General features: G+C 67.4%; 20 protein-coding genes. 6 read left to right on the forward strand and 14 right to left on the reverse strand.

Annotated elements, in window-relative coordinates; translation table 11 throughout:
* Positions 1-961: 961 nt before the first annotated feature.
* Genes ACIA6A_RS18260 through ACIA6A_RS18270 form a run of 3 tightly spaced genes read right to left on the reverse strand, consistent with a single transcriptional unit; the run spans position 962 to position 3,365 of the window.
* Positions 962-1,738, reverse strand: a complete 777-nt coding sequence (locus ACIA6A_RS18260) for an amino acid ABC transporter ATP-binding protein (RefSeq protein WP_396099001.1) — start codon at positions 1,736-1,738, stop codon at positions 962-964.
* Between the two features lie 5 nt (positions 1,739-1,743).
* A complete protein-coding gene (locus ACIA6A_RS18265; RefSeq protein WP_396098851.1) occupies positions 1,744-2,538 on the reverse strand; it encodes an amino acid ABC transporter permease in 795 nt (264 codons plus the stop codon).
* On the reverse strand, positions 2,538-3,365 hold the full coding sequence (locus ACIA6A_RS18270; RefSeq protein ID WP_396098852.1) for a basic amino acid ABC transporter substrate-binding protein: 828 nt from the start codon (positions 3,363-3,365) through the stop codon (positions 2,538-2,540). Before ACIA6A_RS18270 ends, ACIA6A_RS18265 begins: the two co-directional genes overlap by 1 nt.
* A 1,131-nt stretch (positions 3,366-4,496) precedes the next feature.
* On the opposite strand from ACIA6A_RS18270, the gene ACIA6A_RS18275 reads away from it, so the two are divergent.
* Positions 4,497-5,006 (forward strand): DUF4232 domain-containing protein, encoded by a 510-nt coding sequence (locus ACIA6A_RS18275; protein ID WP_396098853.1) that lies wholly within the window; start codon positions 4,497-4,499, stop codon positions 5,004-5,006.
* A gap of 128 nt (positions 5,007-5,134) precedes the next feature.
* Here ACIA6A_RS18275 and ACIA6A_RS18280 read toward each other — a convergent pair whose 3' ends face one another.
* Positions 5,135-5,419, reverse strand: a complete 285-nt coding sequence (locus ACIA6A_RS18280; RefSeq protein WP_396099002.1) for a suppressor of fused domain protein — start codon at positions 5,417-5,419, stop codon at positions 5,135-5,137.
* 22 nt (positions 5,420-5,441) lie between these two features.
* Positions 5,442-5,621 carry a hypothetical protein gene (locus ACIA6A_RS18285; protein ID WP_396098854.1) on the reverse strand — a complete coding sequence of 60 codons (180 nt, stop codon included), beginning with the start codon at positions 5,619-5,621 and terminating at the stop codon, positions 5,442-5,444.
* Positions 5,622-5,691: 70 nt separating this feature from the next.
* On the opposite strand from ACIA6A_RS18285, the gene ACIA6A_RS18290 reads away from it, so the two are divergent.
* Positions 5,692-8,451, forward strand: coding sequence for a TIM-barrel domain-containing protein (locus ACIA6A_RS18290; protein ID WP_396098855.1), 2,760 nt, complete (start codon positions 5,692-5,694; stop codon positions 8,449-8,451).
* A gap of 86 nt (positions 8,452-8,537) precedes the next feature.
* Positions 8,538-9,389: an alpha/beta fold hydrolase gene (locus tag ACIA6A_RS18295; protein ID WP_396098856.1), complete on the forward strand. Its 852-nt coding sequence runs from the start codon at positions 8,538-8,540 to the stop codon at positions 9,387-9,389.
* A 35-nt stretch (positions 9,390-9,424) separates the two neighbouring features.
* Here the strand turns inward: ACIA6A_RS18295 and ACIA6A_RS18300 are convergent, their stop codons facing one another.
* From ACIA6A_RS18300 to ACIA6A_RS18320, 5 genes are all read right to left on the reverse strand, one after another.
* Positions 9,425-10,051, reverse strand: a complete 627-nt coding sequence (locus ACIA6A_RS18300; protein WP_396098857.1) for a hypothetical protein — start codon at positions 10,049-10,051, stop codon at positions 9,425-9,427.
* Between the two features lie 263 nt (positions 10,052-10,314).
* The gene (locus ACIA6A_RS18305; protein WP_396098858.1) at positions 10,315-11,211 is read right to left on the reverse strand and encodes a JmjC domain-containing protein; all 897 of its coding nucleotides are present in this window, start codon (positions 11,209-11,211) and stop codon (positions 10,315-10,317) included.
* A 37-nt stretch (positions 11,212-11,248) separates the two neighbouring features.
* The gene (locus ACIA6A_RS18310) at positions 11,249-11,725 is read right to left on the reverse strand and encodes a hypothetical protein (RefSeq protein WP_396098859.1); all 477 of its coding nucleotides are present in this window, start codon (positions 11,723-11,725) and stop codon (positions 11,249-11,251) included.
* 76 nt (positions 11,726-11,801) lie between these two features.
* Complete coding sequence (locus tag ACIA6A_RS18315; protein ID WP_396098860.1) at positions 11,802-12,041, reverse strand: DUF397 domain-containing protein; 240 nt, start codon at positions 12,039-12,041, stop codon at positions 11,802-11,804.
* Between the two features lie 138 nt (positions 12,042-12,179).
* On the reverse strand, positions 12,180-12,533 hold the full coding sequence (locus ACIA6A_RS18320; RefSeq protein ID WP_396098861.1) for a hypothetical protein: 354 nt from the start codon (positions 12,531-12,533) through the stop codon (positions 12,180-12,182).
* 601 nt (positions 12,534-13,134) lie between these two features.
* Between ACIA6A_RS18320 and ACIA6A_RS18325 the strand changes: the two genes are divergently transcribed.
* Positions 13,135-13,701, forward strand: a complete 567-nt coding sequence (locus tag ACIA6A_RS18325; RefSeq protein ID WP_396099003.1) for an NUDIX hydrolase — start codon at positions 13,135-13,137, stop codon at positions 13,699-13,701.
* On the opposite strand, the gene ACIA6A_RS18330 is transcribed toward ACIA6A_RS18325, so the two are convergent.
* A complete protein-coding gene (locus tag ACIA6A_RS18330) occupies positions 13,698-15,074 on the reverse strand; it encodes a helix-turn-helix domain-containing protein (RefSeq protein ID WP_396098862.1) in 1,377 nt (458 codons plus the stop codon). The genes ACIA6A_RS18325 and ACIA6A_RS18330 overlap by 4 nt on opposite strands.
* 240 nt (positions 15,075-15,314) lie before the next feature.
* On the opposite strand from ACIA6A_RS18330, the gene ACIA6A_RS18335 reads away from it, so the two are divergent.
* Positions 15,315-15,632 carry a hypothetical protein gene (locus tag ACIA6A_RS18335; protein WP_396098863.1) on the forward strand — a complete coding sequence of 106 codons (318 nt, stop codon included), beginning with the start codon at positions 15,315-15,317 and terminating at the stop codon, positions 15,630-15,632.
* Positions 15,633-15,781: 149 nt separating this feature from the next.
* Here the strand turns inward: ACIA6A_RS18335 and ACIA6A_RS18340 are convergent, their stop codons facing one another.
* Positions 15,782-16,048 carry a hypothetical protein gene (locus ACIA6A_RS18340; RefSeq protein ID WP_396098864.1) on the reverse strand — a complete coding sequence of 89 codons (267 nt, stop codon included), beginning with the start codon at positions 16,046-16,048 and terminating at the stop codon, positions 15,782-15,784.
* A gap of 76 nt (positions 16,049-16,124) precedes the next feature.
* Between ACIA6A_RS18340 and ACIA6A_RS18345 the strand changes: the two genes are divergently transcribed.
* Positions 16,125-16,253 carry a hypothetical protein gene (locus ACIA6A_RS18345; RefSeq protein ID WP_396098865.1) on the forward strand — a complete coding sequence of 43 codons (129 nt, stop codon included), beginning with the start codon at positions 16,125-16,127 and terminating at the stop codon, positions 16,251-16,253.
* 16 nt (positions 16,254-16,269) lie between these two features.
* Here the strand turns inward: ACIA6A_RS18345 and ACIA6A_RS18350 are convergent, their stop codons facing one another.
* Together ACIA6A_RS18350 and ACIA6A_RS18355 are read right to left on the reverse strand one after the other, a co-directional pair.
* Positions 16,270-17,253 carry an aldo/keto reductase gene (locus tag ACIA6A_RS18350; RefSeq protein ID WP_396098866.1) on the reverse strand — a complete coding sequence of 328 codons (984 nt, stop codon included), beginning with the start codon at positions 17,251-17,253 and terminating at the stop codon, positions 16,270-16,272.
* Between the two features lie 98 nt (positions 17,254-17,351).
* Entirely contained in the window at positions 17,352-18,545 is a 1,194-nt protein-coding gene (locus tag ACIA6A_RS18355) for a citrate synthase family protein (RefSeq protein ID WP_396098867.1), read from the reverse strand.
* Between the last annotated feature and the right edge of the window lie 62 nt (positions 18,546-18,607).

The following is an 18,607-nucleotide window of genomic DNA, read 5'->3' on the forward strand; positions in this document are numbered from 1 at the left end:
TCAGGCAGCCGACCGAGAAGAGGACGCGGGCCGCCGCCGGCTCTCATTGCCTTTCTATCCGCGCGACGTCGCGTGAACCGAACCTGGATTCTTCCCGTTGTCACCGAGACGGCCTTGACGGCGGGCCGAGTGACGAAAGGAACAATTTTTTCAACACCAGTTCACCTCCTGCTTTGCAGTGTGCCTGGAGCCGCAGATTGCAGGCGATCCGGACAAGAAAAGAAACAGATGAACTGGTGAATTTACATCCACTGAGTCAGGAAGGTTGAAGTAGGTCCATGGAACAGCCACAAATGTCACGTCAAGAAATCGCTAATACAGCGGATGGATTTCTTACTATCGGATTACAGTACTACAACGAAAGCCTCATCACGCAGGACATGAACACCAGAATGCAAGCGAATCGCAATTTCGGCCAGTGGGCGGAGATGTCTCTCAGCAACAACCTCGACGTTTCAGGGTACCGTCGTGGACTTTATACGGCAAATTCAAATGCGTTCGTGGCGGCATTCGCTGTATACGATAACGTTCGGAGCCGACGCGCAGGGGTTTCCCAAATCGCGGACGCGGCAGGACTGCGGCGCGGCGGCCCCGGTGGAGGCCCAGGAACGGGCGGATCGGGGACCGGAGGCGCTCGTCCATACGCAGCGAACACTGGCCAGCGAATGGCCTCTGCGCACGGCCGATGACCCCTCACGCGCCGTCAGGACGCGTCAGCCAAAAATAACAAAACCCTTCAGATGAGTCATTCTCCGGGCAAATAGGCCGGACCTTGCAGTCCCTACGAACGGGTCGGGTGAGTAGCGCAATCTCACCACGCTGCGATCATTCACCCGGCCCGGGCAGGAGAAATGACGAATCCTCATTATCTAGTCGGACTCGCGGAGTCGGAACGTCAGCATCCGCGCGTGTCTGGGACGATCCTGCCCATGCCGAGATACGGCCATCACAGGTCTCACGATCAGTCGGGTGGGTGGGCGCCGATCTCGGTTTCGCTGACCCGGGTGGGCTCCAGCACCCGGTGCAGGAACTCGCGGGTGCGGTCCTCCCGGGGTTCGCCGAACACCTTCGCCGGTGGGCCCTGTTCGACGATCACGCCGGCGTCCATGAAGACCACCCGGGACGCCACTTCCCGGGCGAAGGCCATCTCGTGGGTCACCACCAGCATGGTCATGCCCTCGGCGGCCAGGCCTCGCATGACTGCCAGCACCTCGCCGACCAGCTCCGGATCCAGCGCGCTGGTCGGCTCGTCGAAGAGCATCAGCTGTGGGTTCATCGACAAGGCCCGGGCGATCGCCACGCGCTGCTGCTGACCACCGGACAGCTGAGCCGGGTAAGCATCAGCCTTCTCCGTGAGCCCGACACGGGCGAGGTTTTCTGTCGCCACCCGGGCAGCCTCGGCACGGCTGCGTTTCAGGACGCGGCGCTGGGCGATGGTCACGTTCTCGCGGACGGTCAGGTGGCCGAACAGGTTGAACTGCTGGAAGACCATGCCGATGCCGCGGCGTACGGCGTCGATGTCGCAGTCCGGGTCCGTCACCTCGACGCCGGCCACCCGGATCGTGCCGGAGGTCGGCTCCTCCAGCAGGTTGACGCAGCGCAGCAGTGTGGACTTGCCGGAGCCGGACGGGCCGATGACGCAGACCACCTCGCCCGGCTCCACGGCCAGGTCGATGCCGCGCAGGACCTCCAGAGTGCCGAACGACTTGTGCAGGTCGCTGATCTCGATGGTGGACATCGTGGTCATCTCTCCCTCGCCGCCCGGCGTTCCAGCCCGCGCACCAGCTGCGACAACGGCAGCGTGACGACCAGGTAGAGCAGCCCGGCCACCACCAGCGGGGTCGGGTTGACGCGGGTGTTGAGCGAGTCACCGGCGAATTTGGTCAGTTCGATCGTCGTGGACGTGACGCCCAGGACGTACACCAGGGAAGTGTCCTTGGTCAGCAGAATGATCTCGTTGGTCAGTGGCGGGATCACGATGCGGAACGCCTGCGGCAGCACGATCGAGACCATCGCGCGGGTGTGCGACATGCCGAGCGTGCGGGCCGCTTCGAGCTGGCCGCGGGGCACGGCCTGGATGCCGGCGCGGATCGTCTCGGCCATGTAGGCGGCGGCGGTCAGGCCGAGCCCGACGGTGACCGAACCGTAGACACCGCCCGGGATCTCCCGGTCGGGGAAGGCCAGCGGCACGCCGTAGCCGACCATGAACAGCACCAGCAGAGCCGGCAGCCCACGGAACAGCTCGATGTAGGCGGTGGCGAGCCAGCGATACGGCCCGATCGACGACAGCCGCATCAGCGCGAGGACGAGCCCGAGCGTCAGACCGAAGACAAAGGCCAGCAATGTGTACGCCACAGTGTTGCGCAGTGCGACCGTGACGGCCTCAGGGAACATGCTCCGGGCGACGTCGAGCCGGAAGAACGCCTCGGACAGGCGCCCCCAGTCCGCGGCGCCGGCCACGGCCAGGATCACCAGTGCGAAGACGACGTATCCGCCGATCCGAGCGATCCGCTGCCGCCGGCGACGACTCAGCTTCATCAACTGGCCGGCTTCTCGCCGATCCAGTTCGTGTAGATCTTGTCGTACGTCCCGTCCGACCGGGCCGCCGCCAGGGCCTCATCGACGGACTTGAGCAGCGCCGCGTTGCCCTTCTTGACGGCGAAGCCGTACTGCTCCCCGGTGTCGAACCCGGCCGCGACGGCGATCTTGCCCGGGTTGGCCCGGATGTACTCGTTCCAGACCGGCAGGTCGTTGACGGCCGCGGCGATCTGGTTGGTGGCCAGCGCCTGCTGCAGCGCGGCAAGATCCTTGTAGGAGACCACCTCGATGTCGAGGCTCTTGTCCTTCACCTGGGTCTTGATGTAATCCTCGCCGGTGGTGCCGCCCTGCACGCCGAGACGCTTGCCCTTCAACTCCTCCAGCGTCTTGACCTGGTTGCCGGTGAGCACGGCGAGCGCCTGGGTCGCGTCGAAGTAGGGTGCGGAGAAGTCCAGCACCTGCTTGCGCTCATCGGTGATGGTCATGCCGGCCGCGGCGACGTCACATTTGCCGGCGTTGAGGTCGGACCCGGACTTGATGCCCTCGAACGGCGTGTCCACGATCTCCTGCTTGACGCCCAGCTTCTCAGCGACCAGGTCGATGAGCGCGACGTCGAAGCCGACGACCTTGCCGGTCTCGTCCTTCGCCTGGAAGGGAGCGTAGGGAAGATGCGTGCAGGTGGTGAGCACCCCGGCCTTGACCAGCGAGACCCCGGACTCGGTGGTGCCCCCGGTGTCCTCCTTGGCACAGCCGGCGAGCCCGATCCCCGCCAGCAGAACGGCGGCCGTCAGCGTGGTCGCCCTACGAGCGCGTCTCAGCATGTCCATGCAGCTCTCCCCGGTCCCGGCCGATGTCGGCAGCGTCGCACCCCAGGCTACTGCCTCTTGATCCACGGTGGAGACATCGACAGTCCATTATCTGAGATGGCCCATGGAGGGCGTCGTGAACCGGGGTGGAGACGGGGCCGTTCATTGAATATGGATTCAGGAACCATCTCAGGACTCGCCTCCGTATCCCTCACCACGTTTCAACGTGCGCGCGACGCAGTCTTCGACGACCTCCAAGGCGCGATGCGGGACACCTTGATGGCGCGCAACGACAAAAGTCTGTTGTACGGCCAGAAGCCTCCCTCAGTGAGCACAAGAGTCCGTGAGTTCAATCAGGCTATGCACAAGGTCGCCCATGCCAACCTCCAGAATCGTGGCTGGAGGGGGCTGCGCAGGACCAGGAACAACCTGCGACGCATCGGGTACGGCTTGCGGCACGCCAACAACTGGGTGCGTTCCCGAATGGGTGAACCTCCGCCGCAGAACGCATCATCGAGGCAGCCGCGGCCGGACGGCCACGGCCGGCCGGCCACGGTGATGCCCCCCGACTGGGAACAGCTCGGGATGGCTCGCCTTCTGTCCACTGCACAAAACGGACTGGACCCAGAGGACAAGCGGAGCCTAGCAATGGCAGTTGCGACGCTGGTCATTTTCAAGAACGCGCCAGGCCTGGAGGCCTTCTACAAACGTCGCGCAGAGACCATGCCCGAAATTCGAACGATATTCGCCAAAGCTACTCAGGCGCTGAATCGACATGCCTACGAAAATCCGAATTATTGGCAAAGTTTCCCCCCCACCCAGGAGATGCCGACCGGAAGCAGATCGCACAGTTCCCCTACCAGTCACCGCCAGGACACCGGGTCGTACCGTGCCGACATGGCAGCGGCGGCATCAGCGCTGTCCGGACCCGCTTCGACGCATCGATCGGCCACACAAGCCGGGCCTTCGCGCCCGAGGGGACCACGCCCCCTTCCGACACCTCCAGGCCCGGGGCCCCGGCGGTGACGATGCCTTCGATGTGATCCAGGACGCCCCATGAGTGACATCGTAAACCCGCTCCTGAATAGGACCGTCCTCAGGTTGACAGCAGTTGCTCCGGATCGGACGGTCATGGAAACAAGAACGAGATGGATGCCCTGGCTCACCGGATTTTCCGCCGGGTTGTTGTTCTTGGCATCAGCCTGCCAGGCGGGCGACGGACACGACAGCGCCGCCCCTCGGTGCGGCGAGGAGAGGGTTTCCGCCTCGGTGCGGGAAGCCGATATGTACCGGGAGACAAGCGACTATTTCGAGAATGTGCGCATTGTTTTCACGAATTTTTCGGTGACTGACTGCGTGATCGAGGGCCCTCCGGAAGCGGTGCTCACCGGGCCTGCGACAGCGGCGTGGCGGCAGACATTCGTGGTGCCGTCGGCCGGAGCCGCCGCCGAGGTGGTTCTCGCCCCCGGGCGGTCCGCGAGTTCAACTGTCCGGGTTCTTCTGGAGCCGGATGCGACAGACATGTGGCAACCCGATCAGATCGAGATCGCGCAGGTCGGTTCGATCGCCTGGCCCGACGGGCTGTGCATGCGGCAGGATGCGACGCCACGGCCCGGTATCGGCCTGCCCGTCAGCATCTCACCGTTCACCCCGGACGCGTGAGCCGGTGGCAGTGCCGGCCACGGTAAAGGCTGGTGTGGACGCTGTCGTAGCCGAACAGCGGCGCCGCGAGCCGGGGTCTCGCGCCGGGCTCCCCCGCGCTCTGCCACCATGCTCTGCCGGTGCGTGACTCAGCGGGCGCGGTGGCACGTGGATTCCCGGCGCGGGTCCCACATCGGCATGTCGGCCTCCTGCATGCGGTCCCACAGCGCGTCGGTGCCGTGGTCGCGGAAGTAGTCGAGCTCGTCGGTGAACAGCGGCGCCGCCATCAGCACATTGACGCGCAGCTCATCGACCAGGATCGGCGGCATGATCGGTTCTCCGCTCTCCGGCACGAGGAAGCCGGTGAAGCCGAAGCGGCGGGCAGCAGACCGACGGAGAACTCGAGCCGGTATTCGTCCCGGTAGCCGAATTATATGAGGTCACTGACCCCTGCCGTCAGGTACGGCGTGACCTCGCCGGTGGCCGGGACGGCGCGTACCGCAGGACCGAGACCCGCAGACCGTTCTGCTCGAACTCGGTCTCGGCGTCCGGCTCGCCCAGCCGGGCATGGTAGGCCGCGCGTACCCTCAGTGACGTCGTCGTTGCCCGGTCCTCCTCGGTCAAACCAAGATCCATTGACATTTGTTGCTGCGGAGTGACAGCGTTGTCACGAAGGTATTTCCCCGTTACCGATGTGGAGCGTCCGGTGCGCGATCTTGTCAGACGGAGGACCGCCGCCGCGGCCTCCCTGGTCCTGGTGGCGGGCGGGGTGGCGCTGACCTCGTCCTCCTCCGCAGCCCAGGCCACCACCGCGAAGCGGCAGTCCGTCATCTCCGGCGACGCCCGCTTCCAGGTCCTCTCCCCCACCCTGATCAGGACCGAGTACGCCGCCGGCGGCCGGTTCACCGACGGGGACACGTTCAACGTGGTGGGCCGGGACGGTTTCGCGCCGACCCGGTTCACGAAGCAGGTCGCCAGGGGCTGGCTGACCATCGACACCGGCGCGGCGACGCTGCGTTACCGGGTCGGTTCCGGGCCGTTCACCGCGGACAATCTCACCGTACGGACGAAGGCCGGCAAGCAGAGCGTGACCGCCGCGCCGTGGGCCGGTCAGGGTGTGCCCGCCTGCGCGCCCGGCGCCCTGTGCGAGGCCGAGGAGCTGGCGCTCGACGGTCCGAGCGTGGCCACCGATCACCGGGACTTCACCGGGCGGGGCTTCGCGGCCGGCTTCGAGGGCACCGGCGCCTCGGTCGCCTTCGCCGTCACCCCCGCGGCCGCCGGCACCCAGGATCTGACCGTCCGGTACGCGAACAGCACCGGTGGCGACGGGCAGAACGTCGCGCGTACCCTCACCGTCACGGTGGACGGGGTCGCGGCCGGCACGCTGACCCTTCCGCCGACCGGCAGCTGGGACACGTGGGCGCTCGCGTCCGTACCGCTGAATCTGACCGCGGGCCGGCACGAGGTCCGCATCGTGCGGACCGCGACCGACTCGGGCAGCGTGAACGTCGACAGCCTGGCCGTGCTCGCACCGGGCGCCGCGTTCCCCGCCCCCACACCGCCCAGCCCGCAGCCGTGCGCGTTCGGCACGGTGTGCGAGGCCGACCAGGGCGCGCAGGCCGGTGGGGCGCGGCTCGCCGACGACCACAACGGCTATTCCGGTGCGGGCTTCCTGGCCGGGCTGGAACGTACCGATGCGAATGTCGCCCTGACCGTGACCGGCGTGCCCGCCAAGGGCACCTACCGGGTGCAGGTGCGCTACGCGAACGCCGAGGCCGGCAGCCAGCCGCTGCAGACCCGGACCATGGCGGTGACCGCGAACGGCGGCACCCCGGTCACGGCCACGCTGCCGCCGACGAGCGGGTGGGACTACTGGCGTACCGAATCGGTCCTGGTGTCCTTGAAGGCCGGCACCAACACCGTGACGCTCAGTTGTCCCACCGAGCAGAGCTGCCACGTCAACGTGGACACCGTCGCGGTCACCGCGAAGAACGCCCCGCTGCTCGCCCCGCACGCACCGCTCGGCGGCTACCGCCGTGGCCTGGACAACGTCAGCGGTGGCGCGCGCACCTACGGCGGGCTGCTGTACCAGGACGGGTGGTCGCTGGTCGACGACTCCGCGTCGGCACCGCACCGTCCCCTCGTACAGGACGGGTACGTGTTCGCCTACGGCCAGGACTACCGCCGCGCGCTGCGGGAGCTGTCGACCCTGACCGGGCCGACCAAACTGCTGCCCAAGTGGGCGTACGGCGTCTGGTACTCGGAGTACTACGACCGCACCGCCGCGGAGTTCCAGAGCATCGTGGCGCGCTTCAAGAGCGAGGGCGTGCCGCTGGACGCACTCGTGGTGGACACCGACTTCAAGTCGCCGGACCGCTGGAACGGCTGGGCGATCGACGAGAGCCGGTTCCCCGACTGGAAGACGTTCGCCGCCCAGCTGCGCAAGCAGGGCATCCACACCGGCCTGAACATCCACCCCAGCATCCTCGGCACCGACCCGGCGTTCCCGAGAGCGCAGCAGATCGCCAAGGGCAAGCTGGTGAAGAAGGGCTGCAACGGCGGCCCCGACTGCTACGTGTTCGACTTCGCCGACCCCGACCAGCTGAAGGCATACTTCTGGCTGCACGACCAGATGGACGCCGGCGATCTCGACTTCTGGTGGCTGGACTGGTGCTGCGACGCCTCCACCGGCTCCGACGCGGTCATCAACCAGAAATACGCCGACAAGACCGGCTTCGCGTTCTCCCGGGCTTACGGCGCACTGCAGGCCGGAGGGTACGCGAACCCGGGCCCGGTGCCGACCGGACCGTGGGCCGACAAGCGGACCACGCTGCACTTCACCGGCGACACGCTGTCCAACTGGGAGACGCTGCGGTTCGAGGTCGGCTACACCCCGGGCGAGTCGGCGGCGACCGGCCTGGCCGCGGTGAGCCACGACATCGGCGGGCACACCGGCGGGCTGCAGGAGCCGGGCAGCGAACCGGGCAGCACCAAACTGCCCGACGACCTGTACGCGCGCTGGGTCCAGATGGGCACGTTCCAGCCGATCGACCGGCTGCACTCCAACCACAGCGACCGCCTGCCCTGGCAGTACGGCGCCGCGGCGAACGCGTCGGCCAAGAAGTTCCTCAACCTGCGCAAGAAACTGCAGCCCTACACGTACGCGGCAGCGGCTGAGGCGACTCGTACCGGCACCCCGATCGTCCGGGCGATGTACCTCGCCTACCCGGGCGAGCAGAACGCCTACGCGACCGCGGGCAGCCAGTACCTGTACGGACCGGACCTGCTCGTGGCCCCGGTGACCACACCGGGCACGACCGCGTCCACCACGGTGTGGTTCCCGCCGGGCAACACCTGGACGGACTACTTCACCGGCAAGAAGTACGCGGGCGGCACCACCGCGTCGGTCACCACGACGCTGGACACGATGCCGGTCTTCGTGCGCTCCGGGGCCAGGAAGCCGTAACCAGGCAGGTCCACTCCTCATTCAGTGTCTGTCCATTGGTGACTCATAGCGTCAGCTGGACCGGCAACCGAATGAGGAGTGGACCCATGCACTTTCACACCACCCAGGTCAACGGGATCGACATCTTCTACCGGGAGGACGGTCCGGCGGACGGGCCGGTCGTGCTGCTGCTGCACGGTTTCCCGACGTCGTCGTCGCAGTACCGCAACCTGATCCCGACCCTCGCCGACAAGTACCGGGTCATCGCACCCGACTACCCCGGCTTCGGCCACTCGGCCAGCCCGGACCGCGCGGAGTTCGACTACACGTTCGCCAACTACGCGACGCTGATGCGGGGCCTGCTCGACCAGCTCGGCATCGACCGGTACGCGTTCTACGCGTTCGACTACGGCGCCCCCACCGGCTACCGGCTGGCACTGACCGCCCCGGAGCAGGTCACCGCGATGATCGTGCAGAACGGCAACGCGTACGAAGAGGGTCTGCTCGAGTTCTGGGACCCGGTCAAGGCCTACTGGGCCGAGGACACGCTCGAGAAGCGCGACGCCATCCGGCCGATCCTGTCCGAGGAGACCACCAAGGGCCAGTACACCCTGGGCGTCGCCGACCAGACCCGCCTCGACCCGGACACCTGGCTGCACGACATCACCCAGCTGGCCCGGCCCGGCAACGACGACATCCAGCTCGACCTGTTCAAGGACTACGGCACCAACGTCACGGTGTACCCGCAGTTCCAGGAGTTCTTCCGCACCCACCAGCCGCCGACCCTGATCCTCTGGGGCAAGAACGACTACATCTTCCCCCCGGAAGGCGCGCACCCCTACCTCAACGACCTGCCCAAGGCCGAGCTGCACCTGCTCGACACCGGCCACTTCCTCCTCGAGGACCAGCTCGACGTCGCCGCCCCCCTGATCCGCGACTTCCTCGACCGCTCCCTCTGACAGAACCTCCGGCCGGCGAACGCTGTGGTCCGGTGTCACCGGCTCACAGCGCGCGAGGTCCCCTGGGCAGGACTCGGCCGATATGCGCGGCCCGCACCCTGACCGCCGGCGTCCACGAGTGCCGCCGGCGCCCGGTTCGACACGACAGAGGCTGCGGACACTCTGACACGGAACCCCTCCAAAGTATTCCTGAAATTGCCGGCGAGACTTCCACCACGAGCCACGACTTGATGCACCTCCGCCATCCGCAGGATCAATTCATCACCACGGTGGTCCACCGAGGAATATACGTTCTTCCACCCGTCAAGCACCTCTTCAAATTGATCCTTCAAACGACCTTCGATCATCGGAATACTTTTAGCGGCTCGGCCTCTGCGGTGCATCTCCTCCGCGATCGAGCGAGCATCCTCCGGGCTGAATTGCCGGATGACCCTTGCCGCATCGACAGCGAAAGGTGCGACCCCCGGCGCGGCACCCGGCGCGGGTAAGCCCTCGAGCGCCTTCTCGATATAGCTGGCCTGAAGGCGCTGCTCCTTCATCAGAGCAGATATGCTGGTCAGCACCTGCACGGCGATTTCTCTATTGAGATCGGTAACTTCTTGGGCCAGCTGAGGGATATCTTCGTCGAGAGTGACCCGGAGCGCGATGTAGATCTCGTCCATCTTCCGCTTATCACTGGTCTCAGGCTTGCTGAACACGTTTATCAGCTCTACGGCTCTCTGCTCAGGTGTCATTTACACTCCAGATTCTCGCGGTCGCCATACCTCTCATATGAGACAACGCAAGAACCTGACGACCAGTTCACCCGTACCTCGTCGCCGGGCTGGAGCAATCTGCCGGATGAGATCCGGTGGCGGGATGGTGCAACCCGGCTCGGCGGGAGCCACAGGGAATTCCCCGCCGAGCCGGCCGGCATGTTAGGCCGTCAGATGTAGTCGGGTTCGAGTTCGCTTCGGGTAGCGTCGAGCAGTTCGGCGGCGAACGCTTGGGTGTCGACCTTGCCAAGCCAATCGACGAATGCGCTTCGTGCCTGGTCGATCTGCGCGGCGAGCGCGTCTTCGTTGACGATGTCGACCGGGGCGATCACGCGTCGCAGCGGGGTCGATTCGATGGCGGCCTTGGCCAGCTTCTCGCCGATCCAGTAGCCGGTGCGTTCGCGGATGACGAAGGTCAGGTGGACGCTGTCCTCGGTCTGGTCGAGGGCGTGCGGGTTGTGGACCCAGCCGCGCGGAAGCACGAGGACCTGTCCCGGTTTGAGCTCGATCTCCAGGTCCGGGCCGTTTGCCTTGAGTTGCTCGACCAGTTCGGCGAGCGGTTGGGTGTTGGATGCCTTGTAGCCGCGGTGGGGTTCGTCGACGACCGGCCGCCAGATCTGCCAGGTCTTGACACCGGCGGCCTGGTAGATGATGCCGATGTTCTGGTCCCAGTGGTAGTCGAGGCCCTGGGCTCCGGCGGGGGTGACGAATGCGGTGACGTAGCAGCCGTAGCCGGTCTCGTGCTGGATGGCTCGGCACATGGCGTGCAGTGGCGGGTACCAGCGGTCCAGGTTACGGATCTGGAAGCTGTAGCCGCGGTCGCGCCACATAGCGATCCGTGCGGGGTCGAGCTTGCCGGCGGTCGCGTACGCGCGAGGATGGCGGGCGGCGCCATCCTTGACGACGTTGATCTCGTCGGCGGGCGCGCAGCCGGTGTCGAGGTAAGTGTTGAGCAGTTTCGCGTTGACGATGGCCGGCAAGTGGCTGCCGTCGGGCAGGTCGTGGACTGCTGGTTCGGTCGGCCAGCTCGTCATCATGTCCTGGTACGTCGCTTGATCGAACAGCATCCTGAGGGACACGGCGTCCTCCGCGGGCTGGGAGTGGTCAGGGTCGGGGCGGGAGCGGGCATGGGATGTCGGGCAGGTGGGTGTGCGGGCAGCAGATAGCCGCGTAGGCGACAATGCCGCCGTTCGGGTTGGTGTAGTACTGCCAGTAGGCGTCCACACCGTTGATCAGCCCGTCACGGGAGGTTGCTCTGCGCGCGTCCAGTCCGACATCGCCGGCCAGCGGTGGTGGGGCGCCGTTTACGGCGGGGAATCCGACGTCGCCTTCCATGGGCGGGTGGCTTTTGTAGGTGGCGGCCATCCAGTCGATGGCTTCGTCCACGTCGGTCCAAGTGAGATCTGCGGAGGCGGCGCTGCGGCGTAACAGGTAGTGGCCGAGCCGCATCGGCGGCAGTGACGACCGGAGGAATTCCTGGGTCGCGGGTGTGCCGGGTGCACTGGGCCGGCGCAGCGATTCGTCCTTTAAATCCTTGCCTGGTCCGGTCCAGAGATAGCCGTGCCAGTGCCCGAGGGCCATCCCGCTTCCTCAATCTGTTGTCCGGTGCGGTGGGCCGCCGGACGGCGGCCCACCGGGTGTGAACTGGGCTTGCGGATCAGGCGTTGTCGCCCGGGCCGGTGATGGCGGTGACGAAGTCGGTCATCTCCGCCGCACTGAAGCGCAGGGTCGGGCTGGCCCCGCCGAGCTTGGTGTCGCGGATGGCGTAGGCGCCGGGCTCGCCGGGGATGTCCGCGAACGAGACGCAAGACTCGAGGCTGCCGCCGATGTTGCCGCCGCACGGCGTGCGGAACGCCGTTTCCGGGACCTCGACCGAGTACAGGTCGTCGGTGTCCATGGCATGCTCTCCTTTGCGTGTGCGCCACGAGGTCCGTCCTCGCGGGTGGTGCATTCGCCCCGGTCTGGTCGTCGTCTTTCGCAGGGAAGGCGACCGGACCGGGCCGTCTGAAGGGCGGAGAAGTCGATCGCTCGGCGTTCATGGAGAGGTGCTCTCGCTTCCGACTACGGGATGAGTCGGCTGGCCCTCGCCGTGGGTGCCGTAGCAGACGCGACAACGGGGATGCAGGGCGTCGGCCGGCTGGTCGTCGCTGGGGACGTAGCGATGTGGCCGGTAGTCGAGTCGTTCGACGGTGACCATCGCGACGATGCCGTCACGGATGACATGCGCGGCCGCGACCGTGGCGAGGTCGTAGCCAGCCTCGGCGAAGCAGAAATGGAAGCGGTGGCTGTAGAAGCCGGTTTCCAGGACGGGCGCCATGACCGCCGGGAGCGCGGACCCCTCCATGCACTCGGGCACGTGGACGAGTACTGCGGGCGGGTAGTGCCTCATGATCATCGTCAGGCCGCCCGTCCGTTCGCGCGGCGCCGTTGGGCCGGGGTGAGTGCTCCGGCTCGCCCGACTTGGTTGTAGGACTGCGTCGGCAACGCCGACCACCTCGGAACGCTCAGCGTGGCCGGCGTGGCAGTCGCTGCGGGCAGGTCGGCGGTGGTCATCGCGCCGCACTGCGGGCACCACCGGCTCTTGACCTTGAAACTGATCAGGCCAGCGAGGAACCCCACCAGGAGTGCGCTCGTCGCCGCTATCGCCACCACTGGGACTCACCTCCGCCAGTGAGGTGGTTCGTCGTCGTCGCCATGTCCTGCCTTCCGTGATAGGCGTGGGCACGCCGACCTACGACGTACTGTCACGGTGGTCCCACCGGTCCGCTGGTTCGTTGTGGTGCGGCGGGGACCGCGTGCCCGGTCTCGATTTCAGGGGTGGCGGCCGGCGTGGTGCGGCGGTCGCCGTGGGCTTCGCTGCTGTTCACCAGGTGTTTCGGTCACAGCATGGCGGTCCGGCGACCCGGAAATGAAGGCGACAGGCGTCAGCCGCTGTCAGCCGACGCGGCAGGTGTCGGAGTACAACCCGGAAGGCGTACGGCTACTGTGCGCTGATGAGTGTTGAGCCGAAGCGAGCCAGTGAATGGACCATCCACGGAGAGCGCGTCGTCGACGACACCCGCCGGGCGGTGCTGAGCATCGCGGACGTGGAGCTACCTGACGGCGTTCGCTTCGAGCAGTACGTTCTGCGCATCCCGGCCGCGGCGATGGTCATCGTGCTCGACGACGACGAACGAGTGCTGATGATGTGGCGGCACCGCTTCATCGTCGACCGCTGGGTCTGGGAACTGCCCGGCGGCTACCTCGACCCGGCCGAAGACTCCCTGACCTGCGCAGCCCGCGAGGTCGAGGAAGAGACCGGCTGGCGGCCGCGCAGCATCGAGAAGCTGATCAGCTTCCAGCCGATGGTCGGCACCATCGACCAGGAGAACATCGTCTACCTCGCCCGCGGCGCCGACTTCACCGGCGCGGCCCCGGACATCAACGAAGCCGAACGCCTCGGCTGGATTCCACTCGGAGAGATCCAGCAGCACATCGACAACGGCATCATCGTCGGCGCCGGCTCCGTCTCCGGGCTGCTCGCCCTGCTGCTGCGCAAGGCGACCGGCAGACTCTAGGCGCTGGCCAGGACCGGCCGGGCCCGCTCCGCGAAGTCCCGCACCGCAGGTAGCCCGACATGCTTGGAGAGACGGTCGGCGAGATCGGTCAGGTAGTCGCGGGCTCGTGACGAGTACAGCCCTTCCGCGGCTTCGACTGCGTCGACACCGACCCGTGCGGCTTCTTCCGGTTCGCCGTTCTGCGCGTGCGCCACAGCGAGCAGGACCAGGTTGAACTGCCGCCCCCGCGCATACTGCCGACCGTCCATGTCCAGCGACCGGGTGGCAAACCGTGCAGCGATATCGCCCCGTCCGAGTGCGGTGAAGCAGTGGCCGAACTTGGCAGCCAGGTAGGACTCGTCGAAGTAGCCGATCCACTGCGGCTCACTGGTCCGGTCAGCCTTGTCGAAGATTGCTTCGGCCCTGTTCAGCGCTGCTGCGCAGGCTTTCTCGTCGCCGCCGACGGCATAGCCTTGGGCTTCGAGAACTGCCGACTCCGCCTGGATCGCGGCGATGCCCGCCTCGGCCGCTGCGCGGCTGGCGGCCTTGGCCAGATCCACCGCCTCGCCTGAGGCGCGCAGGAACGCGGCCTGATGGCTCATCGCCGCCAAGATTTCAGCTCCGAGCGCCCGGTCCCCGGCTCCCGCCGCGAGGCGCAGCGCCTGGATCAGGTATCGCTGGGCCAGCCCGTGCATCCCGGCGTCGTACGAAGCCCAACCCGCGAGCTGGGTCGTCTCCGCGACCGCGGACAGCAACTGGCGGCCGGTCTCCGCGTCGTAGCGGCCGTTGATCAGCTCGGTGACATCGGCGTTGAGAAAGCGCACCAGGCTGTCGCGGATATGGCCGCCGCCGAACTGGTTGTCCAGCGTCCGGTACGTCACGGTCATCCGGCGCACGGTCTCAACGTCGGCGGCACCGATCAGCCGCTCACCGTTGCCGGCTGGGCGCTCGTCGAGCGACGACATCAGCCATCGCATCGCCGCTGGCAGGAAGGCCGTTGCGCTGAAGCCCACCTGTCGAAGAAGGTTCCGCCGCTGCATATCGCCTCGCCAAAGATCAACAGCGACATCTATGCCGTGCCGCCAGTCCGGCGCGAACTCTAGCCCGGACGGCATGGCCATCACCGCTTGTTCGACCGCGACGGGCCGGGCATCGGTGTCGGCTGACACCTCGGACACCATGGCGGACAACTGCCCGCCCGCTTCGAGTGCCTGATCCAGCAGAACCACGACGGACAGACTCGGCCGTTTGATCCCCGATTCGAGATCCCACAGGTGGCCGTGCGAACAGTGGATCATCCCGCCGAGCCGGCGCAGCGACAATCCATGCTGCTCACGCAGTTCCTTGAGCCTGCGGCCGAAGTCGGGATGGGCAACAACAATCCGCCGTGGCATCGGCCACCCCTAACGGTTCCAATGAACAGTGATCCCGGCTCTCTGAACCGGGCATCACCGGACACCATAGCCCTCAGCCGGATGTTTCCGGAGGTCACACAATCCCTTAGCCGTTCCGAACTGCGGCATCCATCCGACGTGGCGACCGCTGAGGTCGGCCGACATCTACTGATGTCGACGATGCAAGCGGTGAGGGCATCTCTTGGGTCTTTGGGCGAGTTTTGGGAGGTGTCCCAACCGGTGGCCGCGACGGAGCCTCCCATTCCAGTTACCGGTGTCCAATGGCAGACGGTGCTGCAAGACAGCGACGTACTGGGATTTCTTGAGCTGGTACGTGACGCGCTCACCGGTATCGACGCCGCGGTCAAGGGTGGCCCGCGTCCGGTGGGCCGTCGGCTTCGTCCTGTGGTCATGGACCTGGCGGACGCGGTTCACGGCTTGAACGTGGCGACCGCTGATGTTCTCGCGTTCGATCCGCCGCAGGGGGTAAGCGCGCAGCGTTTGGTGTTCATGCTGATCTGGTCTCCGCTGCGATCACTCAGCTGCTGGAAGACTTGAAGAAAGGCGCCGAGTCGAGCGGCGCACCGCGGGGCATGATCACCGATTTCGAGCGCTTCGTTGAGGCCGAGCTGCTGGTGGAGGCCGTTGACGACGACCTCCCTGCGCGGGTCTACGGAGTCCCGCAAGCCGATCTTGAAAGTATGCCGTTACCGGTCGGGCAGAGATTCCGGCAGCGCGGTGGTCTGGGCCGGCAACCTCGCCCGGCCCACCGTGCTGCCGCTCCCACCCGGCGCCACCTCCGCCGGTGCCGTGGGCATCGACCGGGACGGCACGGTGGCCGGCACCGCGGAGATCGGCGTCTGCGGATCGCGGGGCGTGCTCTGACTGCCCGACGGCAGCACCCGCCTGCTGACCGGGACCGGCGGGACGTACTTCTCGTCCCGGCTGGCCGGCATCACGAACGGCTGGGTCATCGGCGCGGACGGCTTCGACGGTGGCGGCCAGGTCGTCGGCTTCCGCTACCGCGTCGCGACCGCTCGGTACGAGAGGTTGCCGGCCCAGTTCGGCAACCCGCTGCTGGTGGGCGGCGACGGCAGTGACGACGGCCGGACCGTGACCGGCAGCAGGTACCTCGCGACCGTGACCGGTTCGGGCGAGCAGAACCGTGCCATCGCCTGAACCTGCGGCTGACCGCTCAGCGTTCGATCATCTTCATCTGTTCCTCGGTGTGATGGCCGCCCTCGGCCACCGGCAGCGCGTCGAGGGTGGCCAGCTGGGCGGGGGTGAGCTCGACCGCGTCCGCCGCCGTGTTCTCCTCCACCCGGGTCACCCGCTTGGTGCCCGGGATCGGGACGACGTCGTTGCCCTTGGCGAGCAGCCAGGCCAGGGCCACCTGACCCGCGGTGGCGCCCACCTGGTCGGCGACGTTCTGCACCTCGTCGGCGATGGCCAGGTTGCGCTGGAAGTTCTCGCCGGTGAAACGCGGGTGGGTCTTGCGGAAGTCGCTGTCGTCCAGCTTCTCCACATCGGCCGGCGTCCGCAGCGCGCCGGTGAGGAAACCACGACCCAGCGGGGAGTACGCCACCAGGCCGATGCCCAGCTCCCGCAGCACCGGCAGCACCTCGTCCTGATCACGGGTCCACAGCGAATACTCCGACTGCAGCGCGGCGATCGGGTGCACGGCGTGGGCCCGGCGGATGGTGCCGATCCAGGCCTCGGACAGGCCGATGTGCCGGATCTTGCCCTCCCCGACCAGCGCCGCCAGTGCACCCACGGTGTCCTCGATCGGGGTGTCCGGGTCGACGCGGTGCTGGTAGTACAGGTCGATGTGGTCGGTGCCGAGGCGCTTGAGCGACCCCTCGACGGCGGTGCGGATGCTCTGCGGGCTGCTGTCGGCCGAACCGGCCGCGCGCCCGGTGTGCGAGATCAGGCCGAACTTGGTCGCCAGCACCACCTGGTCACGACGGCCCCGCAGCGCCTTGCCGACCAGCTCCTCGTTGACGTACGGGCCGTAGACCTCGGCGGTGTCGATGAGGGTGACGCCCAGGTCGACGGCCCGGTGGATGGTGCGGATCGACTCGGCGTCGTCACTGCCGGAGCCGGTGTAACCGTGCGACATACCCATCGCACCCAGGCCGATACGGCCCACTTCAAGATCTCCGAGCTTCGCGGTACGCATGGATCACGCCTCCGGGGTCACGTTCAGGACGGTGGTCACGGTCGGTGCCAGCAAACCTCGGCGGAACGGTCCGAGGGAGTCATTGCCGGCAGGGGTTATCACAGTGCCCCCTTCGGCCCGGTTCGAACGCCGGCGTAACGGCCGTTGGGGCGGAAGCGGCTGGGGCGGTCGGCGTACTCCTCGATGGCGTGCGCGATCCAGCCGGCCGTGCGGGCGATCGCGAAGATGGCCTCGCCGGCGTCCGGGGGCATGCCGGTGCGCAGCGTGAGGGCGGCCAGGGCGAAGTCGATGTTCGGCCGGGACCGCACCGCGGCCCGCACCTCGTCGATCGCGTCCGGGACACCCGGGTCCCGCAGTGACGCGACGTACCCGAGCAGCGCCGCGGCCCGTGGGTCGCCGCCGGGATAGAGCGGGTGGCCGAAGCCGGGCACACCGCCGCCCGTACGGAGACGGTCGGAAACCGTGCCCACCGCGTCGCCGGACCGGATCGCGGTGCTGAGCAGGTCGGCGACGACGCCGCTGGCGGCGCCGTGCAGGGGTCCGTCCAGGGCGGCCAGCCCGGCGCCGACCACGGCGTAGGGATGCGCGCGGGTGGAGGCCGCCACCCGGGCCGCGTAGGTGGACGCCGCGAGATCGTGGTCGGCCAGCAGGACGAGGGCGGCGTTCAGCGCTTCGATCCGGTCGGGGGCCGGCGCGGCGTCGGTGAGCCGGCTCCACAACCTGGCAGCGAGGGTGCCGTCCGCCTCGGGCGAGCGGGGCGGGAGGGCGGCGACCATGGTGGCGATGATCGTGCGGCCGGTGGTGACGACGGCGGCCGGGGTCGTGTCGAAGCGCAGGGGGTCGGCGGCGCCGGCGGCGGCCACGACGACCCGCAGCCGGTCGGTCAAGCGGGCGGTGGTGGGCAGGGGCGCGGTCACCGCCTCGGCCAGTGCCAGCAGGCCGGGATCCGGGGTGCAGGCGACGTGCTGCAGGGTGCCGGTCCACAGCAGCGTGGACACGGCCTCGAAGGACGCGCGCCGGGCCAGCAGGGTGGCGTCGAAACCGCGGTAGTGCAGGGCGTTCTCCGTGATGAGCGTGATGCCGGTGTCGATGGCCTGCTCCGGTGCGGTGCTCCCGTGCCGTCGCCGGGCCTTGAACGCCTTGACGTCGGCCTCACGGAACACGCTCTCCTTGCCACGGGCGTTGCGCCGGCTGACCAGCAGGCCACGGCTGACGTACGCGTACACGGTGGCCTTCTTGACCCCCAGGTGGCGGGCCACGTCGTCGGTGGTCAGCAGCCGGTCCTCGCTCATGTGGATATGGTCTCATGTTGATTCGATCAATGTTGACAGAGCGCTGGGCGGGGCCGACAGTC

Origin of the sequence: Actinoplanes sp. NPDC051494 (genome assembly GCF_044454705.1) — a bacterium.
GTDB lineage: Bacteria > Actinomycetota > Actinomycetes > Mycobacteriales > Micromonosporaceae > Actinoplanes.